The organism is Pseudomonas sp. ASL4, from assembly GCF_056680395.1.
Genome location: NZ_CM155280.1, coordinates 2327860 through 2345167, shown reverse-complemented (window position 1 = coordinate 2345167; position 17308 = coordinate 2327860). Strand labels below are relative to the sequence as shown.

At 60.2% G+C, this 17308-nt stretch carries 13 protein-coding genes and 1 pseudogene; 13 read left to right on the top strand and 1 reads right to left on the bottom strand.

Going from position 1 to position 17308, the window contains the following annotated elements; translation table 11 throughout:
* The first annotated feature begins 103 nt into the window (after positions 1-103).
* The 6 genes and pseudogenes from AC1MEW_RS10565 to AC1MEW_RS10540 all read left to right on the top strand — a co-directional run bounded on the left by AC1MEW_RS10565 (position 104) and on the right by AC1MEW_RS10540 (position 7956).
* Complete coding sequence (locus AC1MEW_RS10565; protein WP_480426201.1) at positions 104-2668, top strand: TonB-dependent receptor; 2565 nt, start codon at positions 104-106, stop codon at positions 2666-2668.
* 116 nt (positions 2669-2784) lie between these two features.
* Positions 2785-3387 carry a biliverdin-producing heme oxygenase gene (locus AC1MEW_RS10560; protein WP_201206122.1) on the top strand — a complete coding sequence of 201 codons (603 nt, stop codon included), beginning with the start codon at positions 2785-2787 and terminating at the stop codon, positions 3385-3387.
* A gap of 178 nt (positions 3388-3565) precedes the next feature.
* Positions 3566-3961, top strand: coding sequence for a YbaN family protein (locus AC1MEW_RS10555; RefSeq protein WP_201256788.1), 396 nt, complete (start codon positions 3566-3568; stop codon positions 3959-3961).
* A gap of 279 nt (positions 3962-4240) precedes the next feature.
* Positions 4241-5527 (top strand): annotated as a pseudogene (locus tag AC1MEW_RS10550) (PDC sensor domain-containing protein); the annotation flags it as partial.
* 150 nt (positions 5528-5677) lie between these two features.
* Complete coding sequence (locus AC1MEW_RS10545) at positions 5678-6433, top strand: methyl-accepting chemotaxis protein (protein WP_446739935.1); 756 nt, start codon at positions 5678-5680, stop codon at positions 6431-6433.
* Positions 6434-6606: 173 nt separating this feature from the next.
* Positions 6607-7956, top strand: coding sequence for a CoA transferase (locus tag AC1MEW_RS10540; protein ID WP_323570604.1), 1350 nt, complete (start codon positions 6607-6609; stop codon positions 7954-7956).
* A 130-nt stretch (positions 7957-8086) separates the two neighbouring features.
* On the opposite strand, the gene AC1MEW_RS10535 is transcribed toward AC1MEW_RS10540, so the two are convergent.
* The gene (locus AC1MEW_RS10535) at positions 8087-8950 is read right to left on the bottom strand and encodes a DNA-3-methyladenine glycosylase family protein (RefSeq protein WP_323570603.1); all 864 of its coding nucleotides are present in this window, start codon (positions 8948-8950) and stop codon (positions 8087-8089) included.
* A 420-nt stretch (positions 8951-9370) separates the two neighbouring features.
* Between AC1MEW_RS10535 and arcD the strand changes: the two genes are divergently transcribed.
* The 7 genes from arcD to gcvH all read left to right on the top strand — a co-directional run bounded on the left by arcD (position 9371) and on the right by gcvH (position 17299).
* Positions 9371-10798 (top strand): arginine-ornithine antiporter, encoded by a 1428-nt coding sequence (arcD, locus tag AC1MEW_RS10530; RefSeq protein WP_201206132.1) that lies wholly within the window; start codon positions 9371-9373, stop codon positions 10796-10798.
* 33 nt (positions 10799-10831) lie between these two features.
* Complete coding sequence (gene arcA, locus AC1MEW_RS10525) at positions 10832-12088, top strand: arginine deiminase (protein WP_201206134.1); 1257 nt, start codon at positions 10832-10834, stop codon at positions 12086-12088.
* Positions 12089-12159: 71 nt separating this feature from the next.
* On the top strand, positions 12160-13170 hold the full coding sequence (locus AC1MEW_RS10520) for an ornithine carbamoyltransferase (protein WP_201194045.1): 1011 nt from the start codon (positions 12160-12162) through the stop codon (positions 13168-13170).
* 215 nt (positions 13171-13385) lie between these two features.
* On the top strand, positions 13386-14315 hold the full coding sequence (arcC, locus tag AC1MEW_RS10515) for a carbamate kinase (protein ID WP_201256786.1): 930 nt from the start codon (positions 13386-13388) through the stop codon (positions 14313-14315).
* Positions 14316-14379: 64 nt separating this feature from the next.
* Positions 14380-14739, top strand: a complete 360-nt coding sequence (locus AC1MEW_RS10510; protein ID WP_201256785.1) for a DUF5064 family protein — start codon at positions 14380-14382, stop codon at positions 14737-14739.
* A gap of 235 nt (positions 14740-14974) precedes the next feature.
* On the top strand, positions 14975-16483 hold the full coding sequence (locus AC1MEW_RS10505; protein ID WP_480426200.1) for a sigma-54-dependent transcriptional regulator: 1509 nt from the start codon (positions 14975-14977) through the stop codon (positions 16481-16483).
* 432 nt (positions 16484-16915) lie between these two features.
* On the top strand, positions 16916-17299 hold the full coding sequence (gcvH, locus tag AC1MEW_RS10500) for a glycine cleavage system protein GcvH (RefSeq protein WP_480426199.1): 384 nt from the start codon (positions 16916-16918) through the stop codon (positions 17297-17299).
* Positions 17300-17308: the final 9 nt, after the last annotated feature.

Here is a 17308-nt window from a genome sequence, read left to right as displayed (position 1 = left end):
GATAGCCGAAGCTCGTTCGTCTCGTTATAGCCAATGCAATTGATTCGCATCTATCGATGCCAATCTGCACCTATAAAGATTCGTGCGACACGGAGCGCTATCGATGTCCTCTCGCCATACCCGCCAGTCCTCTTCACCTTCCTGCGTGCTGTCATTGCTGACCGCCGCCATCCTGATGGCCGGTGCCGCGCCGCTGATGGCAGCCACTGCCGCCGAGCAGCCGAGCCGCAACATGGGCGATTACTCGTTCGCGATTCCTCAGCAGTCGCTGGTTTCGGCACTCAATGCCTTTACCGCCGTGACCGGCTGGCAGGTCGGCTTGCCAGCAGAACTGGCTGAAGGCATCGCCTCGCCGGGTGTGCGCGGATCCTTGCCACCGGAAAAAGCCCTGGATCGCCTGTTGGTGGGGACCAACCTGAGCTATCGCAAACTGGGCACTAACAACATCGTGCTGGAAAAACGCAACGGCGGCGGCGCCCTCAACCTGCAACAGGTGACCATCAGCGCCACCCGTCAGGAACAAAGCATCGACAGCGTGCCGGCCACTGTCAGTGTCCAGACCCGCGAAGAACTGGACCGCAACAACGTCAACAACATCAAGGATCTGGTGCGCTACGAGCCGGGTGTTTCGGTGGGCGGCGCCGGCCAACGTGCCGGGCTGACCGGCTACAACATCCGTGGTATCGACGGCGACCGCGTGCTGACCCAGGTCGACGGCGTGCAAGTGCCCGACAGTTTCTTCAACGGCCCGTACGCCCAGACCAACCGCAACTACGTTGACCCGGAAATCGTCAAACGCGTCGAAATCCTCCGTGGCCCGGCGTCGGTGCTCTACGGCAGCAACGCCATCGGCGGCGCCGTCAGCTACTACACCCTCGATCCGGACGACATCATCAAGCCTGGCAAAGACGTCGGCGCACGTTTGAAAACCGGCTACAGCTCGGCCGATGACAGCTGGCTGACCTCCGGCACCATCGCCGGTCGCACTGGCGACTTCGACGGCTTGCTGCATTTGAACCAACGCAATGGGCATGAAACCGAATCCTACGGCGAAACCGGCGGCACCGGCCTGAACCGCACCGAGGCCAACCCCGAGGACGTGCGCACCACCAACGTGTTGGCCAAACTCGGCTGGAACTACGCCGACGACGCGCGCCTGGGCCTGACCTACGAGCACTACAAGGACGACCGCGACACCAATCAATTGAGCGCGGTCGGCGGTCCGTTCAACGCCGGACGCGGTTTCGGCTTCTACAAATCCCGTACTGGCAACGACACCGTGACCCGCGAACGCTTCGGCCTGGAACACAGCTTCGCGCTGGACACGGCGTTGGCCGACAACATCAAGTGGTCGCTGAACTACCAGATCGCCAAGACCGACCAGTCCACCGAAGAAATCTACGCGCCATCGCGCACCGTGTTGCGCGAACGCAATACCAATTACAAGGATCGCCAATGGGTGCTCGATGCCCAGGCTGACAAATCCTTCGCTATCGCCGACACCAACCACACGGTCACTTACGGCACCACCATCAAACAGGACAAGGTCACCGGCCTGCGCACCGGCACTGGCACCTGCCTGACCGTGGCCGGCGCCTGCCGAGTGATCGGTGCACCGAGCGCCGCGGATACCCTGAAACCGGCCAGCGACTTCCCGGACCCGACCATCAACAGCTACAGCCTGTTTGCCCAGGATCAGATCAGTTGGGGCAACTGGACCTTCCTGCCCGGCGCTCGCTACGACTACACCCAGCTCAAGCCGCACATCACCGACGAGTTCCTGGCTACCGCCGACCAGAGCGGCAACGGCGTGGTGAGCGACGACACCAAGACCTGGCATCGTCTGTCGCCGAAGTTCGGCACCACCTACAGCTTCAACGACAACTACACCTGGTATGGCCAATACGCCGAAGGCTTCCGCACGCCGACCGCCAAGGCGTTGTACGGTCGCTTCGAAAACCTGGCCGGTGGTTATCAGGTCGCGCCGAATCCGGACCTGGAACCGGAAAAGAGCAAAAGCTACGAAACCGGCCTGCGCGGCCGATTCGAGGCAGGCACCTTCGATGTGGCGGTGTTCTACAACAAGTACCGCGACTTCATCGACGAGAACGCGATCACTCCCGGCTACACCGAGACCACGTTCCAGAGCAACAACATCAAGCACGCCACCATCAAGGGCGTGGAGCTCAAGGGGCGCCTGAACCTGGACAGCTTCGGTGCGCCGACCGGCCTCTACACCCAAGGCTCGATGGCGTACCTGTATGGCCGTAACGATGACAGCGGCCAGCCACTGAACAGCATCAACCCGCTGACCGGCGTGTTCGGCCTCGGTTACGACCGGGACAACTACGGCGCCCTGTTGAGCTGGACACTGGTCAAACGCAAGGACCGCGTCGACAGCACCAGCTTCAAGACCCCGGACGGCACCAGCACCCAGTTCAAGACCCCGGGTTATGGCGTGCTCGACCTGGCCGGTTTCTACAAGGTCACCGACGATGTGACCGTCAATGCCGGCCTCTACAACCTGACCGACAAGAAATACTGGCAGTGGGATGACGTGCGCGGCTACGACAGTGTCGGCGAAGCCTCGGTGACCCAACCGGCCAACCTGGATCGCCTGACCCAGCCGGGTCGCAACTTCGCGATCAATCTGGTCTGGGACATCTGACCCTGAGTGCCTCACTGCGACACATTTGTTAATGGGTTGCCGTGAGGTTTTTTTACTGTTTGGCGCCTTGTTGTTCGTCTCGTTACCAAGCGCCTCTTTTTTCTCAAGGACTTCCCATGACCTCCCAGGACACTGCTCAACGCCCTGCTCTGCGTTCGCAACGCTTGAACCAGATCACCAACGAGCCACACACCAAACTCGACGCGTTGGTCAAAGCTCATGCGCCGTTCGAAACCCAGGCTAATTTCGCCCGTTTCGTGGTCGCGCAGTATTTGTTCCAGTCGGAATTGGTGTCGCTGTACAACGATACTGAACTGACTACGATCGTCCCGGACCTGCCGGCACGCTGCCGTGCCGAAGCGGCCAAGGCTGACCTGGCCGATCTGGACACTGACGTTCCGGCAGCGGTGGCTGACGCGGTGAAGAATCCAACCAAAGCCGCGGCCCTGGGCTGGTTATTTGTCTCCGAAGGCTCGAAGCTCGGCGCTGCGTTTTTGATCAAGCGTGCCGTGGGCCTGGGTTTGAGCGACACCTTCGGCGCCCGCCACCTGGGCGAGCCGGCCGGTGGTCGTGCGCAAGGCTGGAAGAGTTTCGTCAGAACCCTCGACTCGCTGGAATTCAGCGCTCAGGAAGAAGCCGAAATCGAGCAAGCGGCGGTTGATGCGTTCAACCGCTTCACCGTGTTGCTGGAACAGGCCTACACCCCGGAACTCGCCTGACAAACCACATTCCCCTGTGGGAGCGGGCTTGCTCGCGAAGACGGAGTGTCAGTCAATATCAATGTTGCCTGTCACACCGCTTTCGCGAGCAAGCCCGCTCCCACAATGGATCTGTGTGTACCTGCAGACATCAATCAACACTTGCCGATCACGCATCACACTGGTCACCATACGCCCCATGCCTCACCTCGCCGCCTCCAAACTCGCCCGAATCCTCTTCGGCCTGCTGGCCTACGTCAGCCTGGGCATCGGCCTGATCGCGATTGTCGTGCCGGGCCTGCCGACCACCGAGTTCATCCTCCTGGCCGCCTGGGCCGCCACCAAGAGTTCGCCGCGCCTGAGTGCCTGGCTGGAAAACCATCGCTTGTTCGGGCCGATCCTGTGCAATTGGCGAAACGGCAAAATCATCGTCCGCCGGGCCAAGGTCAGCGCCACCGTCAGCATGCTGCTGTGTGCAGGCTTGATGCTGGTGATGCTCGATCACGGCTGGCCGGTTTACCTGGCGATTACTGGCATGAGCCTGGGCAACCTGTGGATCTGGTCGCGCCCGGAATCGGCACCTCAACCGTCCTGACAAATAAAAATCCCCTGTGGCGAGGGAGCTTGCTCCCGCTGGGCTGCGAAGCGGCCCCAAAATTCTCCAGACGCACCCGCTACACCGAATTGCGACTGCTACGCAGCCGAACGGGAGCAAGCTCCCTCGCCACAGAATCAACGAAATTCTCCTGAATCCCAGCCCTTTTCAGGGCATTCCCCTGCGCAAACGTTCACCTGTTACCGCTCGTCGGCTTGCCATTCATGCACGCCCTGCCCACGCCGATGTGGATTAAATGGCGCTGAATGGACTTGGCGGATGGGAGTACCCCCGTCTCTTGGCCAACACCTCATCCATTTGCGAGTTCGCCCTATGTTCGACTCCCTGTCCATCCGCCTGAAAATCGTCCTGTTGTCCGGTCTGTGCCTGCTCGGTGTCGTCGCCCTGATCGTCGGCATGAACATGTACCAGACCAACCGCAACAACGACCTGGTCAGCGCCTCCAGCAGCAAAATGCTCACCGCCAGCGTCCAGGACCTGCTCCAGGCCAAAGCCGCCGAGCAAGCCGTGCGGGTGCAGAAGACCTTCGGTGAAAGCCTGTTGGTGGTCACGGCGTTGGCCGATCAGATCAAGGACATGCGCACCATGGCCGCCAAGCGTTCGCTGGACGCCGGCGCCCTGCGCGAGGAGTTGAACCAGAGCCTGAAAACCGCTTTCGAGCGCAACGGCAAAGTGCTGGGGATCTGGCTGGCGTTCGAGCCCAACGGCCTGGACGGCAAGGACAGCGAATTCGTCAATGACGCTGTCAGGCAGTCCAACGAGGTGGGACGTTTCGCCAGTTACTGGAGCCGCGCGGGCGGGGTCGGGCTCAACACGATCATGGTCGAAGACGACATGACCAAAACCACCCTGAGCCTCAGCGGTACGCCGTACAACAGCTGGTACACCTGCCCTCGCGACAACAAACGCACCTGCTTACTCGACCCGTATTCCGACACCGTGGGCGGCAAGGAAGTGCTGATGACCACCATTTCCGTGCCGTTGCTGGTGGACGGAAAAGCCATCGGCGTGGTCGGCGTGGACATCGCCCTCGATGCGTTGCAAGCAGCGGCGGTGGATTCCCAGCGTGACCTGTTCAATGGTGCCGGCCACATGCTGATCGTCTCCGGCAGCGGTGTGCTTGCCGGTTACAGCGTTGATGCCGGCAAGGTGGGTAAAAGCATCGGCGACACCCTCGGTGCCGACGGCAAGGAAGTCCTGCAACTGCTCGGCAACGGCTCGCCGAAGATTCTCGAACAGGGTGACCTGATCCGCGCGGTGTACCCGGTCAGCCCGATCACCGATTCCAAGGCCTGGGGTGTGGTGATCGACCTGCCCAAACAAGTGCTGCTGGCCGATTCGGTGAAGCTGCAAACGGTGCTCGATTACGCGCAACAAACCGGCACACTCAAGGCGTTATTGGTGGCGGTGACGGCCGGTTTGATCGGTCTGTTGCTAATCTGGCTCACGGCGTCGGGCGTGACCCGGCCAATCAACAGCGTGGCGCAAATGCTCAAGGCGATTGCCAGCGGCGACGGCGACCTGACCCAACGTCTGCACTACAGCAAGAAAGACGAACTCGGTGAACTGGTGAGCTGGTTCAACCGCTTCCTCGACAAGCTGCAACCGACCATCGCGCAGATCAAACAGAGCATTACCGACGCCCGTGGCACCGCCGACCAGTCTTCGGAAATCGCCCGCCAGACCAGCGAAGGCATGCAGGTGCAGTTCCGCGAAATCGACCAGGTCGCCACCGCGTCCAATGAAATGAGCGCGACCGCCCACGACGTCGCCAATAGCGCGTCGAACGCTGCCAACGCCGCCAAAGGTGCCGACCAGTCAGCCCGCGATGGCATGCAGATCATTGAGCGCAGCACCCGGGATATTAATTTGCTGGCTGACGAAGTCAGCAAAGCCGTGATCGAAGTCGAAGCCCTGGCGGTGAACAGCGAGCAGATCGGCTCGGTGCTGGAAGTGATCCGCAGCATCGCCGAACAAACCAACCTGCTGGCGCTCAACGCCGCGATTGAAGCGGCCCGTGCCGGCGAAAGTGGTCGTGGCTTTGCGGTGGTTGCCGATGAAGTGCGCAACCTGGCCAAACGGACCCAGGACTCGGTGGAAGAAATTCGCATCGTGATCGAACGCATCCAGACCGGCACCCGCGGCGTGGTTGCCACCATGCACTCGAGCCAGACCCAGGCCCACAGCAACGCAGGGCAGATCCAGCAAGCAGTCCAGGCCCTGGGCAAGATCAGCGACGCGGTGACGGTGATCAGCGACATGAACCTGCAAATCGCCAGCGCCGCCGAACAGCAAAGCGCCGTGGCCGAAGAGGTCAATCGCAACGTCTCGGCAATCCGCACCGTCACCGAAACCCTGACCGGGCAAGCCACTGAATCGGCGCAGATCAGCAGCCAGCTCAATGCGCTGGCCACGCATCAGATGAAATTGATGGATCAGTTCCGGGTTTAAGCGGCTAGCGCCAAACCCTGTGGGAGCGGGCTTGCTCGCGAAGGCGGTGTATCAGTCAAAATTGATGTCGACTGACACACCGCCTTCGCGAGCAAGCCCGCTCCCACAAGGGATTTCATCTGGCCCGGCAGATTTTTGATCTATCATCGAACCCTCGTTCCGGAGGGCCTTCGATGACTGATTTACTCACGTCCATTCAAGCCGCACTCGGCTTGCCGCATACCCCGATCCCGTTTACGTCGAGCGGCGCCCTGCCCTCGGCGTTCGCCGTCACTGACCTGGCCTGCGCCAGCATTGCCGCCGCCGGTCAGGCTGTCAGCGAATTGCTGCACCAACAGACCGGCCGCTTGCCCACCCTTGAAGTCGACCGCCGCCTGGCTTCGTTCTGGTTCGCCACCTCGATCCGTCCGCTGGGCTGGAGCGCGCCGCCGCTGTGGGACCCGGTCGCCGGTGACTATGAGACCAAGGACGGCTGGATTCGCCTGCACACCAACGCCCCACATCACCGCGCCGCCGCCGAAAGCGTGCTCGGTGCCTGTGCCGACCGCGCCGGCATGGCGAGTCAGGTCGCGAAGTGGGCCAAGACCGATCTGGAACACGCCGTGGTCGAGGCCGGTGGCTGCGCCGCTGAGATGCGCACCTGGGCGCAATGGCAGGCCCACCCTCAAGGCATCGCCGTAAACGCCGAGCCATTGATTCAATTCGCCGCCCACAGCAGCCAGAACGCCAAACCGTGGCAAGGCTCGGTGGCGCGACCACTGGCGGGAATCAAAGTGCTTGATCTGACCCGCGTGCTCGCCGGCCCCATCGCCAGCCGCTTCCTCGCCGGCCTCGGCGCCGACGTATTGCGCATCGACCCGCCGACCTGGAACGAGCCCGGTGTCGTGCCGGAAGTCACTCTCGGTAAACGCTGTGCGCGGCTGGATTTGCATGACACGGCTGATCGCGCAGTGTTCGAAAGCCTGCTCAAGGACGCCGACATTTTGCTCCACGGCTACCGCGCCGATGCATTGGAACACTTGAGTTACGGCGCCGCTGAACGCCAGAAGTTGTCCCCAGGCTTGATCGATGTCTGCCTCAACGCCTACGGCTGGAGCGGCCCGTGGCAGAACCGTCGGGGTTTCGACAGTCTGGTGCAGATGAGCAGCGGGATTGCCGAGGCTGGCATGCAGTGGAAGAAAGCCGACAAGCCAACACCATTGCCAGTTCAGGCGCTGGATCACGCGACCGGGTATTTGATGGCGGCTAGTGCGATCAAGTTGTTGGCTGAGCGGTTGACTCGCGGGTTCGGTGGTTCGGCGCGGTTATCGTTGGCGCGGACCGCGAAGTTGTTGATTGAGAATGGTGCAGGGACAAATGAGCCGTTGCGGGCGGAAGATCAGGACGATCAAGGGTTGTTGGTCGAGCAGACACCTTGGGGGCCGGCGCACCGGTTGCACGTTCCGCTGAAAATCACCGGAACGCCTGTGCAATGGGCCATTCCCGCCACGGAATTGGGCTCCCATCGCGCGCAGTGGTGGTGACTGTTAGATAGCCATCGCGAGCAAGCTCGCTCCCACAGGTGACCGAGTTCTCCCGGACGAACGCCATCAAATGTGGGAGCGGGCTTGCTCGCGAAAGCATCAGACCAGCCGCTACAAATCCCGGATCAGCTCAATCAACCCGGCTCAGCGATGTCCACAACTGCTGCGCCGCGTACCCCCGATAAGGTCGCCACACCTCAGCCCGCCGCAGCAACTCCCGCGCCGTCACCGGTCCGCCTTCAAGCGCCGCCAACGCATTGATCAACCCCACATCCCCACTCGGAAACGCATCCCTCTCCCGCAACTGCCGCAACGCAATGTACTGCGCCGTCCAGTCGCCAATCCCATGCAATGCCAGCAACCGCGCCACGCCGCCCTCGCGCGCCGGCTCAAATAACAACGGATCATCGAGTAACGCCTGAGCCACACCGGACAGCGTTCGCCCACGGCTTTTCGGCATCCCTAGCGTCGCCAGGTCCGAGACCGCCAACACCGCCGCCCCAGGAAACACATGAGTCAGCCCGGGCGGCGCTGAATCCAATGCCTCGCCATACTGCGCCACCAGTTTCCCTGCCAGTTTGATCGCCGCGCGCACCGTAATCTGCTGCCCCAACACCGCGCGAATCGCCAGCTCCAGACCATCCCATGCACCCGGCACGCGTAATCCGGGACGCTCGGCAATCAACCGCGCCATTAGCGGATCGGCCGTCAAATGTCGATGGATTGCAGGCAGATCAGCATCCAGATCAAACATCCGCCGCAACCGCGCCACGATCTCGGGCACGCCCGCGGGGTCAGGAAAATCCAGCGTCAGCTCAAGCGCAGCATCCCCCACCGGCTTGATCGAAAACGTGCCGTGCACACCATCCAAGCCGATGCTGCGCGAATACACGCCATCGACCACCGTCTCCATCCCGGCAATCGCCCGCGCCGACAAAAAAACCAACATTGCGGCCCAGTCATAAGGCGGCCGATACGCCAGCAGCAACCTCATAGCGACAGCACCCCACTAACAAATGGATTAATTTAACTAAATAGGCAAAGCGTAATAACGTTCAATAATTAACACCTATTAATGCCTTTTATTTATAGCCGATCAATCTGTGGCAATCGGTGCATAACAGTTTTGTGAGTCAATCCTAATAAATCAATTCTGTACTGAAAACAGTTATCAAAAAGTTGCGAATTCGCGAAAACGAACTAGCTTAAAAACCTCAACGCGATACGTATTATTCCTGCTTGAACTGGCCGAGGCCTCTGAGCCGGGCTTTTCCAGCAATACAGTTATGCCCGCGAAAAGTTCATAAGTCTTTCATTAACAATGGAATGTGCCGATGCACTGATCTATGTCAGCTGATTGAACAGTTAACAGATTTAATCTGTTGTCTCTCTTCTCCTGCATTGGAGTCATGCAATGTCTGAATCCCCCGGAAAACTGAAGCTCGGCGCGCTCGTTGCATTGGTAGTTGGCTCAATGATTGGTGGCGGGATCTTCTCTTTACCGCAGAACATGGCCGCCAGTGCTGATGTCGGTGCGGTGCTGATTGGTTGGGCAATTACGGCGGTCGGCATGCTGACCCTCGCGTTCGTCTTTCAAACCCTGGCCAACCGCAAGCCTGACCTGGACGGCGGTGTCTACGCCTACGCCAAGGCCGGTTTCGGCGACTACATGGGTTTCTCATCCGCGTGGGGTTACTGGATCAGTGCCTGGCTGGGCAACGTCGGCTACTTCGTCTTGCTGTTCAGCACCCTGGGTTACTTCTTTCCGATCTTCGGCGAAGGCAACACCGTTGCCGCTGTGATCGGCGCCTCGGTGCTGCTCTGGGCCGTGCACTTCCTTGTTTTACGCGGGATCAAGGAAGCGGCGTTCATCAACCTGGTGACCACCGTCGCCAAGGTCGTGCCGCTGGTGCTGTTTGTGTTGATCGCCGTGTTCGCTTTCAAGCTGGACATCTTCACTGCCGACATCTGGGGCACTAAAAACACTAGCCTGGGCAGCGTGATGAACCAGGTGCGCAACATGATGCTGGTCACCGTCTGGGTGTTCATCGGCATCGAAGGCGCGAGCATCTTCTCGGCCCGGGCCGAAAAACGTAGCGACGTTGGTAAGGCCACCGTGATCGGTTTCATTACCGTGCTGCTGTTCCTGGTGCTGGTGAACGTGTTGTCTCTGGGCATCATGACCCAACCGGAACTGGCCAAGCTGCAGAACCCGTCGATGGCGGCCGTGCTGGAACACGTGGTCGGTCACTGGGGCGCGGTGCTGATCAGCATTGGTCTGATCATTTCCTTGCTTGGCGCGCTGCTGTCCTGGGTGCTGTTGTGTGCGGAGATCATGTTCGCCGCCGCCAAGGACCACACCATGCCGGCGTTTTTGCGCCGCGAAAACGCCAACCATGTACCGGCCAACGCCCTGTGGCTGACCAACGCGATGGTTCAGGTATTCCTGATCATCACCCTGTTCTCGGCCAGCACTTACCTGTCGCTGATCTACCTTGCCACCTCGATGATTCTGGTGCCTTACCTGTGGTCGGCGGCTTATGCGCTGCTACTGGCGGTACGCGGCGAGACTTATGAACACGCCCTGGCCGAACGCAAGAAAGACCTGATCATCGGCGCCATTGCCGTGATCTACGCGGTCTGGCTGCTGTATGCCGGCGGCATCAAATACCTGCTGCTTTCCGCCCTGCTCTATGCCCCCGGCGCGATCCTGTTCGCCAAGGCCAAGATGGAAGTGGGCAAACCGGTTTTCACTAATGTCGAGAAGCTGATTTTCGCGGCCGTAGTCGTCGGCGCCCTGGTGGCTGCCTACGGGCTGTATGCCGGTTTCCTGACGCTGTAATAGCTGATTGTTTAGATCTGGAGGATCACTGTAATGACCACGGAAAAAGTTAAGTACGGCGTACATTCCGAGGCCGGCAAACTGCGCAAAGTCATGGTTTGCTCCCCCGGTCTGGCCCACCTGCGGCTGACCCCGAACAACTGCGACGAATTGCTGTTCGATGACGTGCTATGGGTTGCCCAGGCCAAGCGTGACCATTTCGATTTCGTCACCAAGATGCGCGAACGCAACGTCGACGTGCTGGAAATGCACAACCTGCTGACCGACATCGTCGCGAACCCTGAGGCCCTGGACTGGATTCTCGAACGCAAGATCACCGCCAATACAGTGGGCCTGGGCCTGGTCAACGAAACCAGTTCCTGGTTGCGCAGCCTGGAGCCGCGCAAGATCGCCGAGTTCCTGATCGGCGGCGTGTCGGCCGATGACCTGCCAACCAGTTTCGGCGGCAAGACCATCGAGATGTTCCGTGACTTCCTCGGCCACTCGAGCTTCATTCTGCCGCCGCTGCCCAACATCCTGTTCACCCGCGACACCACCTGCTGGATCTACGGTGGCGTGACCTTGAACCCTATGTACTGGCCGGCGCGCCGTCAGGAAACCCTGCTGGCCAGCGCCATCTACAAATTCCACCCCGAGTTCACCAACGCCGACTTCCAGGTCTGGTACGGCGACCCGGATCAGGAGCACGGCAACTCGACACTCGAAGGCGGCGACGTGATGCCTATCGGCAACGGTGTGGTGTTGATCGGCATGGGCGAGCGCTCGTCGCGTCAGGCCATCGGTCAACTGGCGCTGAACCTGTTCAAGCACCAAGCCGTGGAGCGAGTGATCGTCGCCGGTCTGCCGAAATCCCGCGCCGCGATGCACCTGGACACCGTGTTCAGCTTCTGCGACCGCGACCTGGTCACCATTTTCCCGGAAGTGGTCAACCAGATCGTCGCGTTCACCCTGCGCCCTGATGAAAGCAAACCGGGTGGCATAGACATCCGCCGCGAAGAAACCAACTTCCTCGACACCGTGGCGGCCGCACTCAACCTCAAGGCCCTGCGCGTGGTGGAAACCGGCGGCAACAGCTTCGCCGCCGAACGCGAGCAATGGGACGACGGCAACAACGTGGTGGCCCTCGAACCGGGCGTGGTGATCGGTTACGACCGCAACACCTACACCAACACCTTGCTACGCAAGGCTGGCGTGGAAGTCATCACCATCAGTGCCGGCGAACTCGGGCGCGGCCGTGGCGGCGGCCACTGCATGACCTGCCCGATCATTCGCGACCCCATCGACTATTAATTCTTGTGCCCCGCTTCGTGCTTATAAAGCGCGAAGCCGGCGGATAACCGAAACCCAAGGAGATCCAAATCATGGCTTTTAACATGCGCAACCGCAGCTTGCTGAGCTTGATGCACCACACCACTCGCGAGCTCAACTACCTGATCGACCTGTCCCGGGACCTCAAACGCGCCAAGTACACCGGCACCGAGCGTCCACACCTGCAAGGCAAGAACATCGCGCTGATCTTCGAAAAAACCTCGACCCGCACCCGTTGCGCCTTCGAAGTCGCAGCCCACGACCAGGGTGCTCACGTCACCTACATCGACCCGGTGTCGTCGCAGATCGGCCACAAAGAAAGCATGAAAGACACCGCCCGTGTGCTGGGCCGGATGTTCGACGCCATCGAGTACCGTGGCTTTGAACAGGAAATCGTCGAAGAGCTGGCCAAGTTCGCTGGCGTGCCGGTGTTCAACGGCCTGACCGCTGAATTCCACCCGACGCAAATGATCGCCGACGTACTGACCATGCGCGAGCACAGCGACAAGCCGATGCATGAAATCAGCTACGCCTACCTCGGCGATGCGCGCTACAACATGGGCAACTCGCTGCTGATGATCGGCGCCAAATTGGGCATGGATGTGCGCATCGCTGCACCCAAAGCCCTGTGGCCACACGCGGACTTCATTGCCCAGTGCAAAGAATTCGCTGAAGAAAGCGGCGCCCGCATCACCATCACCGAAGACCCGAAAGAAGCGGTCAAGGGCGTGGACTTCATCCACACCGACATCTGGGTGTCGATGGGTGAGCCGGTGGAAGCGTGGGACGAGCGCATCGAGCAACTGCTGCCGTACCAGGTCAACGCGAAAATGATGAAAGCCTCGGGCAACCCGCGCGTGAAATTCATGCACTGCCTGCCGGCATTCCATAACAGCGAAACCAAGGTCGGCAAGGACATCGCCGCGCGCTATCCGCACCTGGCCGGCGGCGTTGAAGTGACCGAAGAAGTCTTCGAATCGCCAGCCAACATCGCCTTTGAACAAGCGGAAAACCGCATGCATACCATCAAGGCGATCCTGGTGTCGGCGTTGGCGGATATCTAAAAAGACTGCCGCTTTCCTTCCTGTGGAAGCGGCTTTTTGTGGCGAGGGAGCTTGCTCCCGCTCGGCTGCGCAGCAGTCGTAAATGCATCACCGCATCGCGTCAGGTACACCGCGTATAACCTGATTGCGACCGCTGCGCGCTCGAGCGCGAGCAAGCTCGCTCGCCACAAAAGCCAGTCAACACAGGGATCACCGAACTCTGAAAGGACTGCATTATGCGTATCGTCGTTGCTCTGGGCGGTAACGCCCTGCTCCGCCGTGGTGAACCCATGACCGCGGACAATCAACGCGCCAATATCCGCGTCGCCACCGAACAGATCGCCAGGATCTACCCCGGCAACCAATTGGTCATCGCCCACGGCAATGGCCCGCAAGTCGGCCTGCTGTCGCTGCAAGCGGCAGCCTACACCTCGGTTTCGCCCTACCCGCTGGACGTGCTCGGTGCCGAAACCGAAGGCATGATCGGCTACATCATCGAACAGGAACTGGGCAACCTGCTGGACTTCGAAGTGCCGTTCGCCACCCTGCTGACTCAGGTCGAAGTCGATGCCAAGGACCCGGCGTTCCAGAACCCGACCAAACCCATCGGCCCGGTGTATTCAAAGGCTGAAGCGGAAAAACTCGCCGCCGAAAAAGGTTGGGCGATTGCCCCGGATGGCGACAAGTATCGCCGTGTGGTTGCCAGCCCACGGCCAAAACGCATCTTCGAAATCCGCCCGATCAAGTGGCTGCTGGATAAGGGCAGCATCGTGATCTGTGCTGGCGGTGGCGGCATTCCAACGATGTACGGCGCCAGCGGAAAACTCGAAGGCGTGGAAGCGGTGATCGACAAGGACCTGTGCTCGGCGCTGCTGGCCGAACAGCTGGAAAGTGATCTGCTGGTAATCGCCACCGACGTCAGCGCCGCATTTATAGACTTCGGCAAGCCAACCCAGAAAGCCATCGCCCAGGCCCACCCGGACGACATGGAAAAACTCGGCTTCGCCGCCGGCTCCATGGGGCCGAAGGTCCAGGCCGCGTGCGAGTTCGCCCGCCATACTGGCAAAGTCGCGGTCATCGGTTCACTCTCGGACATCGAAGCGATCGTCCAGGGCAAGGCCGGCACCCGCATCAGCACAGCGACACCTGGCATTACTTACCTCTAAAAAAGAAACTCAGCGGCAGGCCCGGGGTCTGCCGTTCTCCAATGCCTTCGAAGGAGAGATGTTTATGGCTACGTTCGAGCCCGGTCACTTGCACATCGAGCGCCACGCGCTGAACAAGGACGATTACAGCTACAACCTGTGCATCGACTATGAAGTCACCCAGGACCCCAAGGAAGGCAAGGGCATGCTGTTCAAGATGCATGGCAGCATCGAAGGCAAAGACATGAAAGAAGAGTTCTTTCTGCCCAAGGACCAAGCGTTTGACTTCGCCCGGCATGCCATGCAAATCGCACATAAACATGGCATCCCCAAAGAAGCCAACATCGCGTCGATGCACAGGACCTACGACGCAATGTTCGAGGACGTGCGGGCGCAGCTGGACGTTAAATCCGGCGACCCGGTGAAACCCGAACACCTCGAATAAAGGGTTCTGTGCCGAACACAATTGTGCGAACACCAACGATCAACTGTGGGAGCGGGCTTGCTCGCGAAAGCGGTCTGTCAGTCAACATTAATAGTGACTGAGACCCCGCTTTCGCGAGCAAGCCCGCTCCCACAGGGGATCATCGCCACACCGAAGACCTGCGCCAGATTTCACCTAACCCCCTCCTCCAAGGCATACTTGCCACCCTCCGCACTCCAGAACCAAAAACCGCCCCATGCGTATCCACGTCAGCTTCATCGACCGCGTCGGCATTACCCAGGAAGTCCTGGCCTTGCTCGGTGGGCGCAATCTCAATCTGGATGCGGTGGAAATGGTTCCGCCCAACGTCTACATCGACGCCCCGACCCTGAGCCCGGAAGTGCTCGAAGAGCTGCGCGATGCGCTGTTCAGCGTGCACGGCGTGCAAGCGGTGACGGTGGTCGACATCCTGCCCGGCCAGCGCCGGCACTTGCAGCTCGACGCATTGCTCGCGGCCATGACCGACCCGGTGCTGGCCCTGGACAGCGCCGGCAACGTGTTGCTGGCCAACCCGGCGCTGATTGCCTTGTACGGTCGCGAACCCGCCGGTGAAAGCATCACCGAATTGTTTGCCGACCCGGCGCTGCTCGATGCCTTGCTGGAAAACGGCTTTCGCCTGCCGCTGCGCGAGATCACCGTCAACGGCCAGACCCTGCTGCTGGACGCCACGCCGATCACCGACGCGGGCGCCCTGCTGACGCTGTATCAACCGAGCCGCATCGGTGAACGCCTTTCAGCATTGCACCATGACCACGCCGAAGGTTTCGATGCATTGCTCGGCGAATCCCCGGCGATTCGCACCCTTAAGGCTCGCGCCCAACGTGTCGCGGCCCTCGACGCACCGCTATTGATCCAGGGCGAAACCGGCACCGGCAAAGAACTGGTAGCCCGGGCCTGTCACGCCATCAGTGCGCGGCACAGTGCGCCGTTCCTCGCATTGAACTGCGCGGCATTGCCGGAGAACCTCGCCGAAAGCGAACTGTTCGGCTATGCCCCCGGCGCATTTACCGGCGCGCAACGGGGCGGCAAACCGGGGCTCATGGAACTGGCCAACCAAGGCACGGTGTTTCTCGATGAAATCGGCGAGATGTCGCCGTACTTGCAGGCGAAACTGCTGCGGTTTTTGAACGACGGCAGCTTCCGTCGAGTGGGCGGTGATCGTGAGGTCAAGGTCAACGTGCGGATCCTCAGCGCCACCCACCGAGACCTGGAAAAAATGGTCAGCGAAGGCACCTTCCGCGAAGACCTGTTCTATCGCCTCAACGTGCTCAACGTCGAAGTCCCGCCGCTGCGTGAACGCGGCCAGGACATTCTGCTGCTGGCCCGTTACTTCATGCAGCAGGCCTGCGCGCAGATCCAGCGTCCGATCTGTCGCTTGGCGCCGGGCACTTACCCGGCACTGCTCGGCAACCGCTGGCCGGGCAATGTGCGGCAATTGCAGAACGTAATCTTCCGCGCCGCCGCGATTTGCGAAAGCAGCCTGGTGGACATCGGCGACCTCGACATCGCCGGCACCTCCGTGGCGCGCCAGAGTGACAGCGACGTCGACAGCCTTGAGCAAGCGATGGAAGAGTTCGAGAAGACGCTGCTGGAAAAACTCTACGTCAGCTATCCCTCGACCCGGCAATTGGCCAATCGGCTGCAAACCTCCCATACCGCGATTGCTCATCGATTGCGCAAGTACGGCATTCCAAGCAAACCCTAAGCCTTACTCGGTCAAAATGTGGGAGCGGGCTTGCTCGCGAATGCGGTGTGTCAGTTGGCATTGATGTGACTGACACACCGCATTCGCGAGCAAGCCCGCTCCCACAGGGTTCTATGGCGCATTCAAAACCATGCTCGAAAGCGACCTTCATCTGTACTGAAAGCGCTACAGCGGAACGATATCGATACACTGTCCTCCGATCACCGCTGTGCAAGGCTTTGATCCCATTACGCTTTTTTCTTTGCTTCGTACTGTAGCGATTTCGCTACGGGCATTCATTTTGCTCGCCTCTCGAAAGCCAACAAGACTTTGATTTATAAGGACTTATTAACATTGGCAGCGATTTTGCTTAGTAACCTCCTATAAAGAAGGGCTTTTGCCCAAGCATTCAATCGCGTCCACCAGACGAGTCTGGCCCCCTTAGGAGTTTCCATGAGCGAGTTGCGTTTTACTGAAGATCACGAATGGCTGCGTACCGAAGCTGACGGCAGCGTCACAGTCGGTATCACCGCTTTCGCACAGAACGCCTTGGGCGACGTGGTTTTCGTACAACTGCCTGAGCTGCAGTCCTACGAAAAAGGCGCTGAAGCCGCCACCGTGGAATCGGTGAAAGCCGCCAGCGGCGTCTACATGCCGCTCGACGGTGAAGTGCTGGAAGTGAACTCGGCACTCGACAGCAGCCCTGAGCTGGTCAACGAAGATCCCCTGGGCGAAGGCTGGTTCTTCCGCTTCCAGCCAACCGACGCATCGGCTGTTGCCCAATTGCTGGATCAAGACGCTTACGACCGTCTGATCAAAGCCAACGCCGAAGCCTGAGGAGCGCCG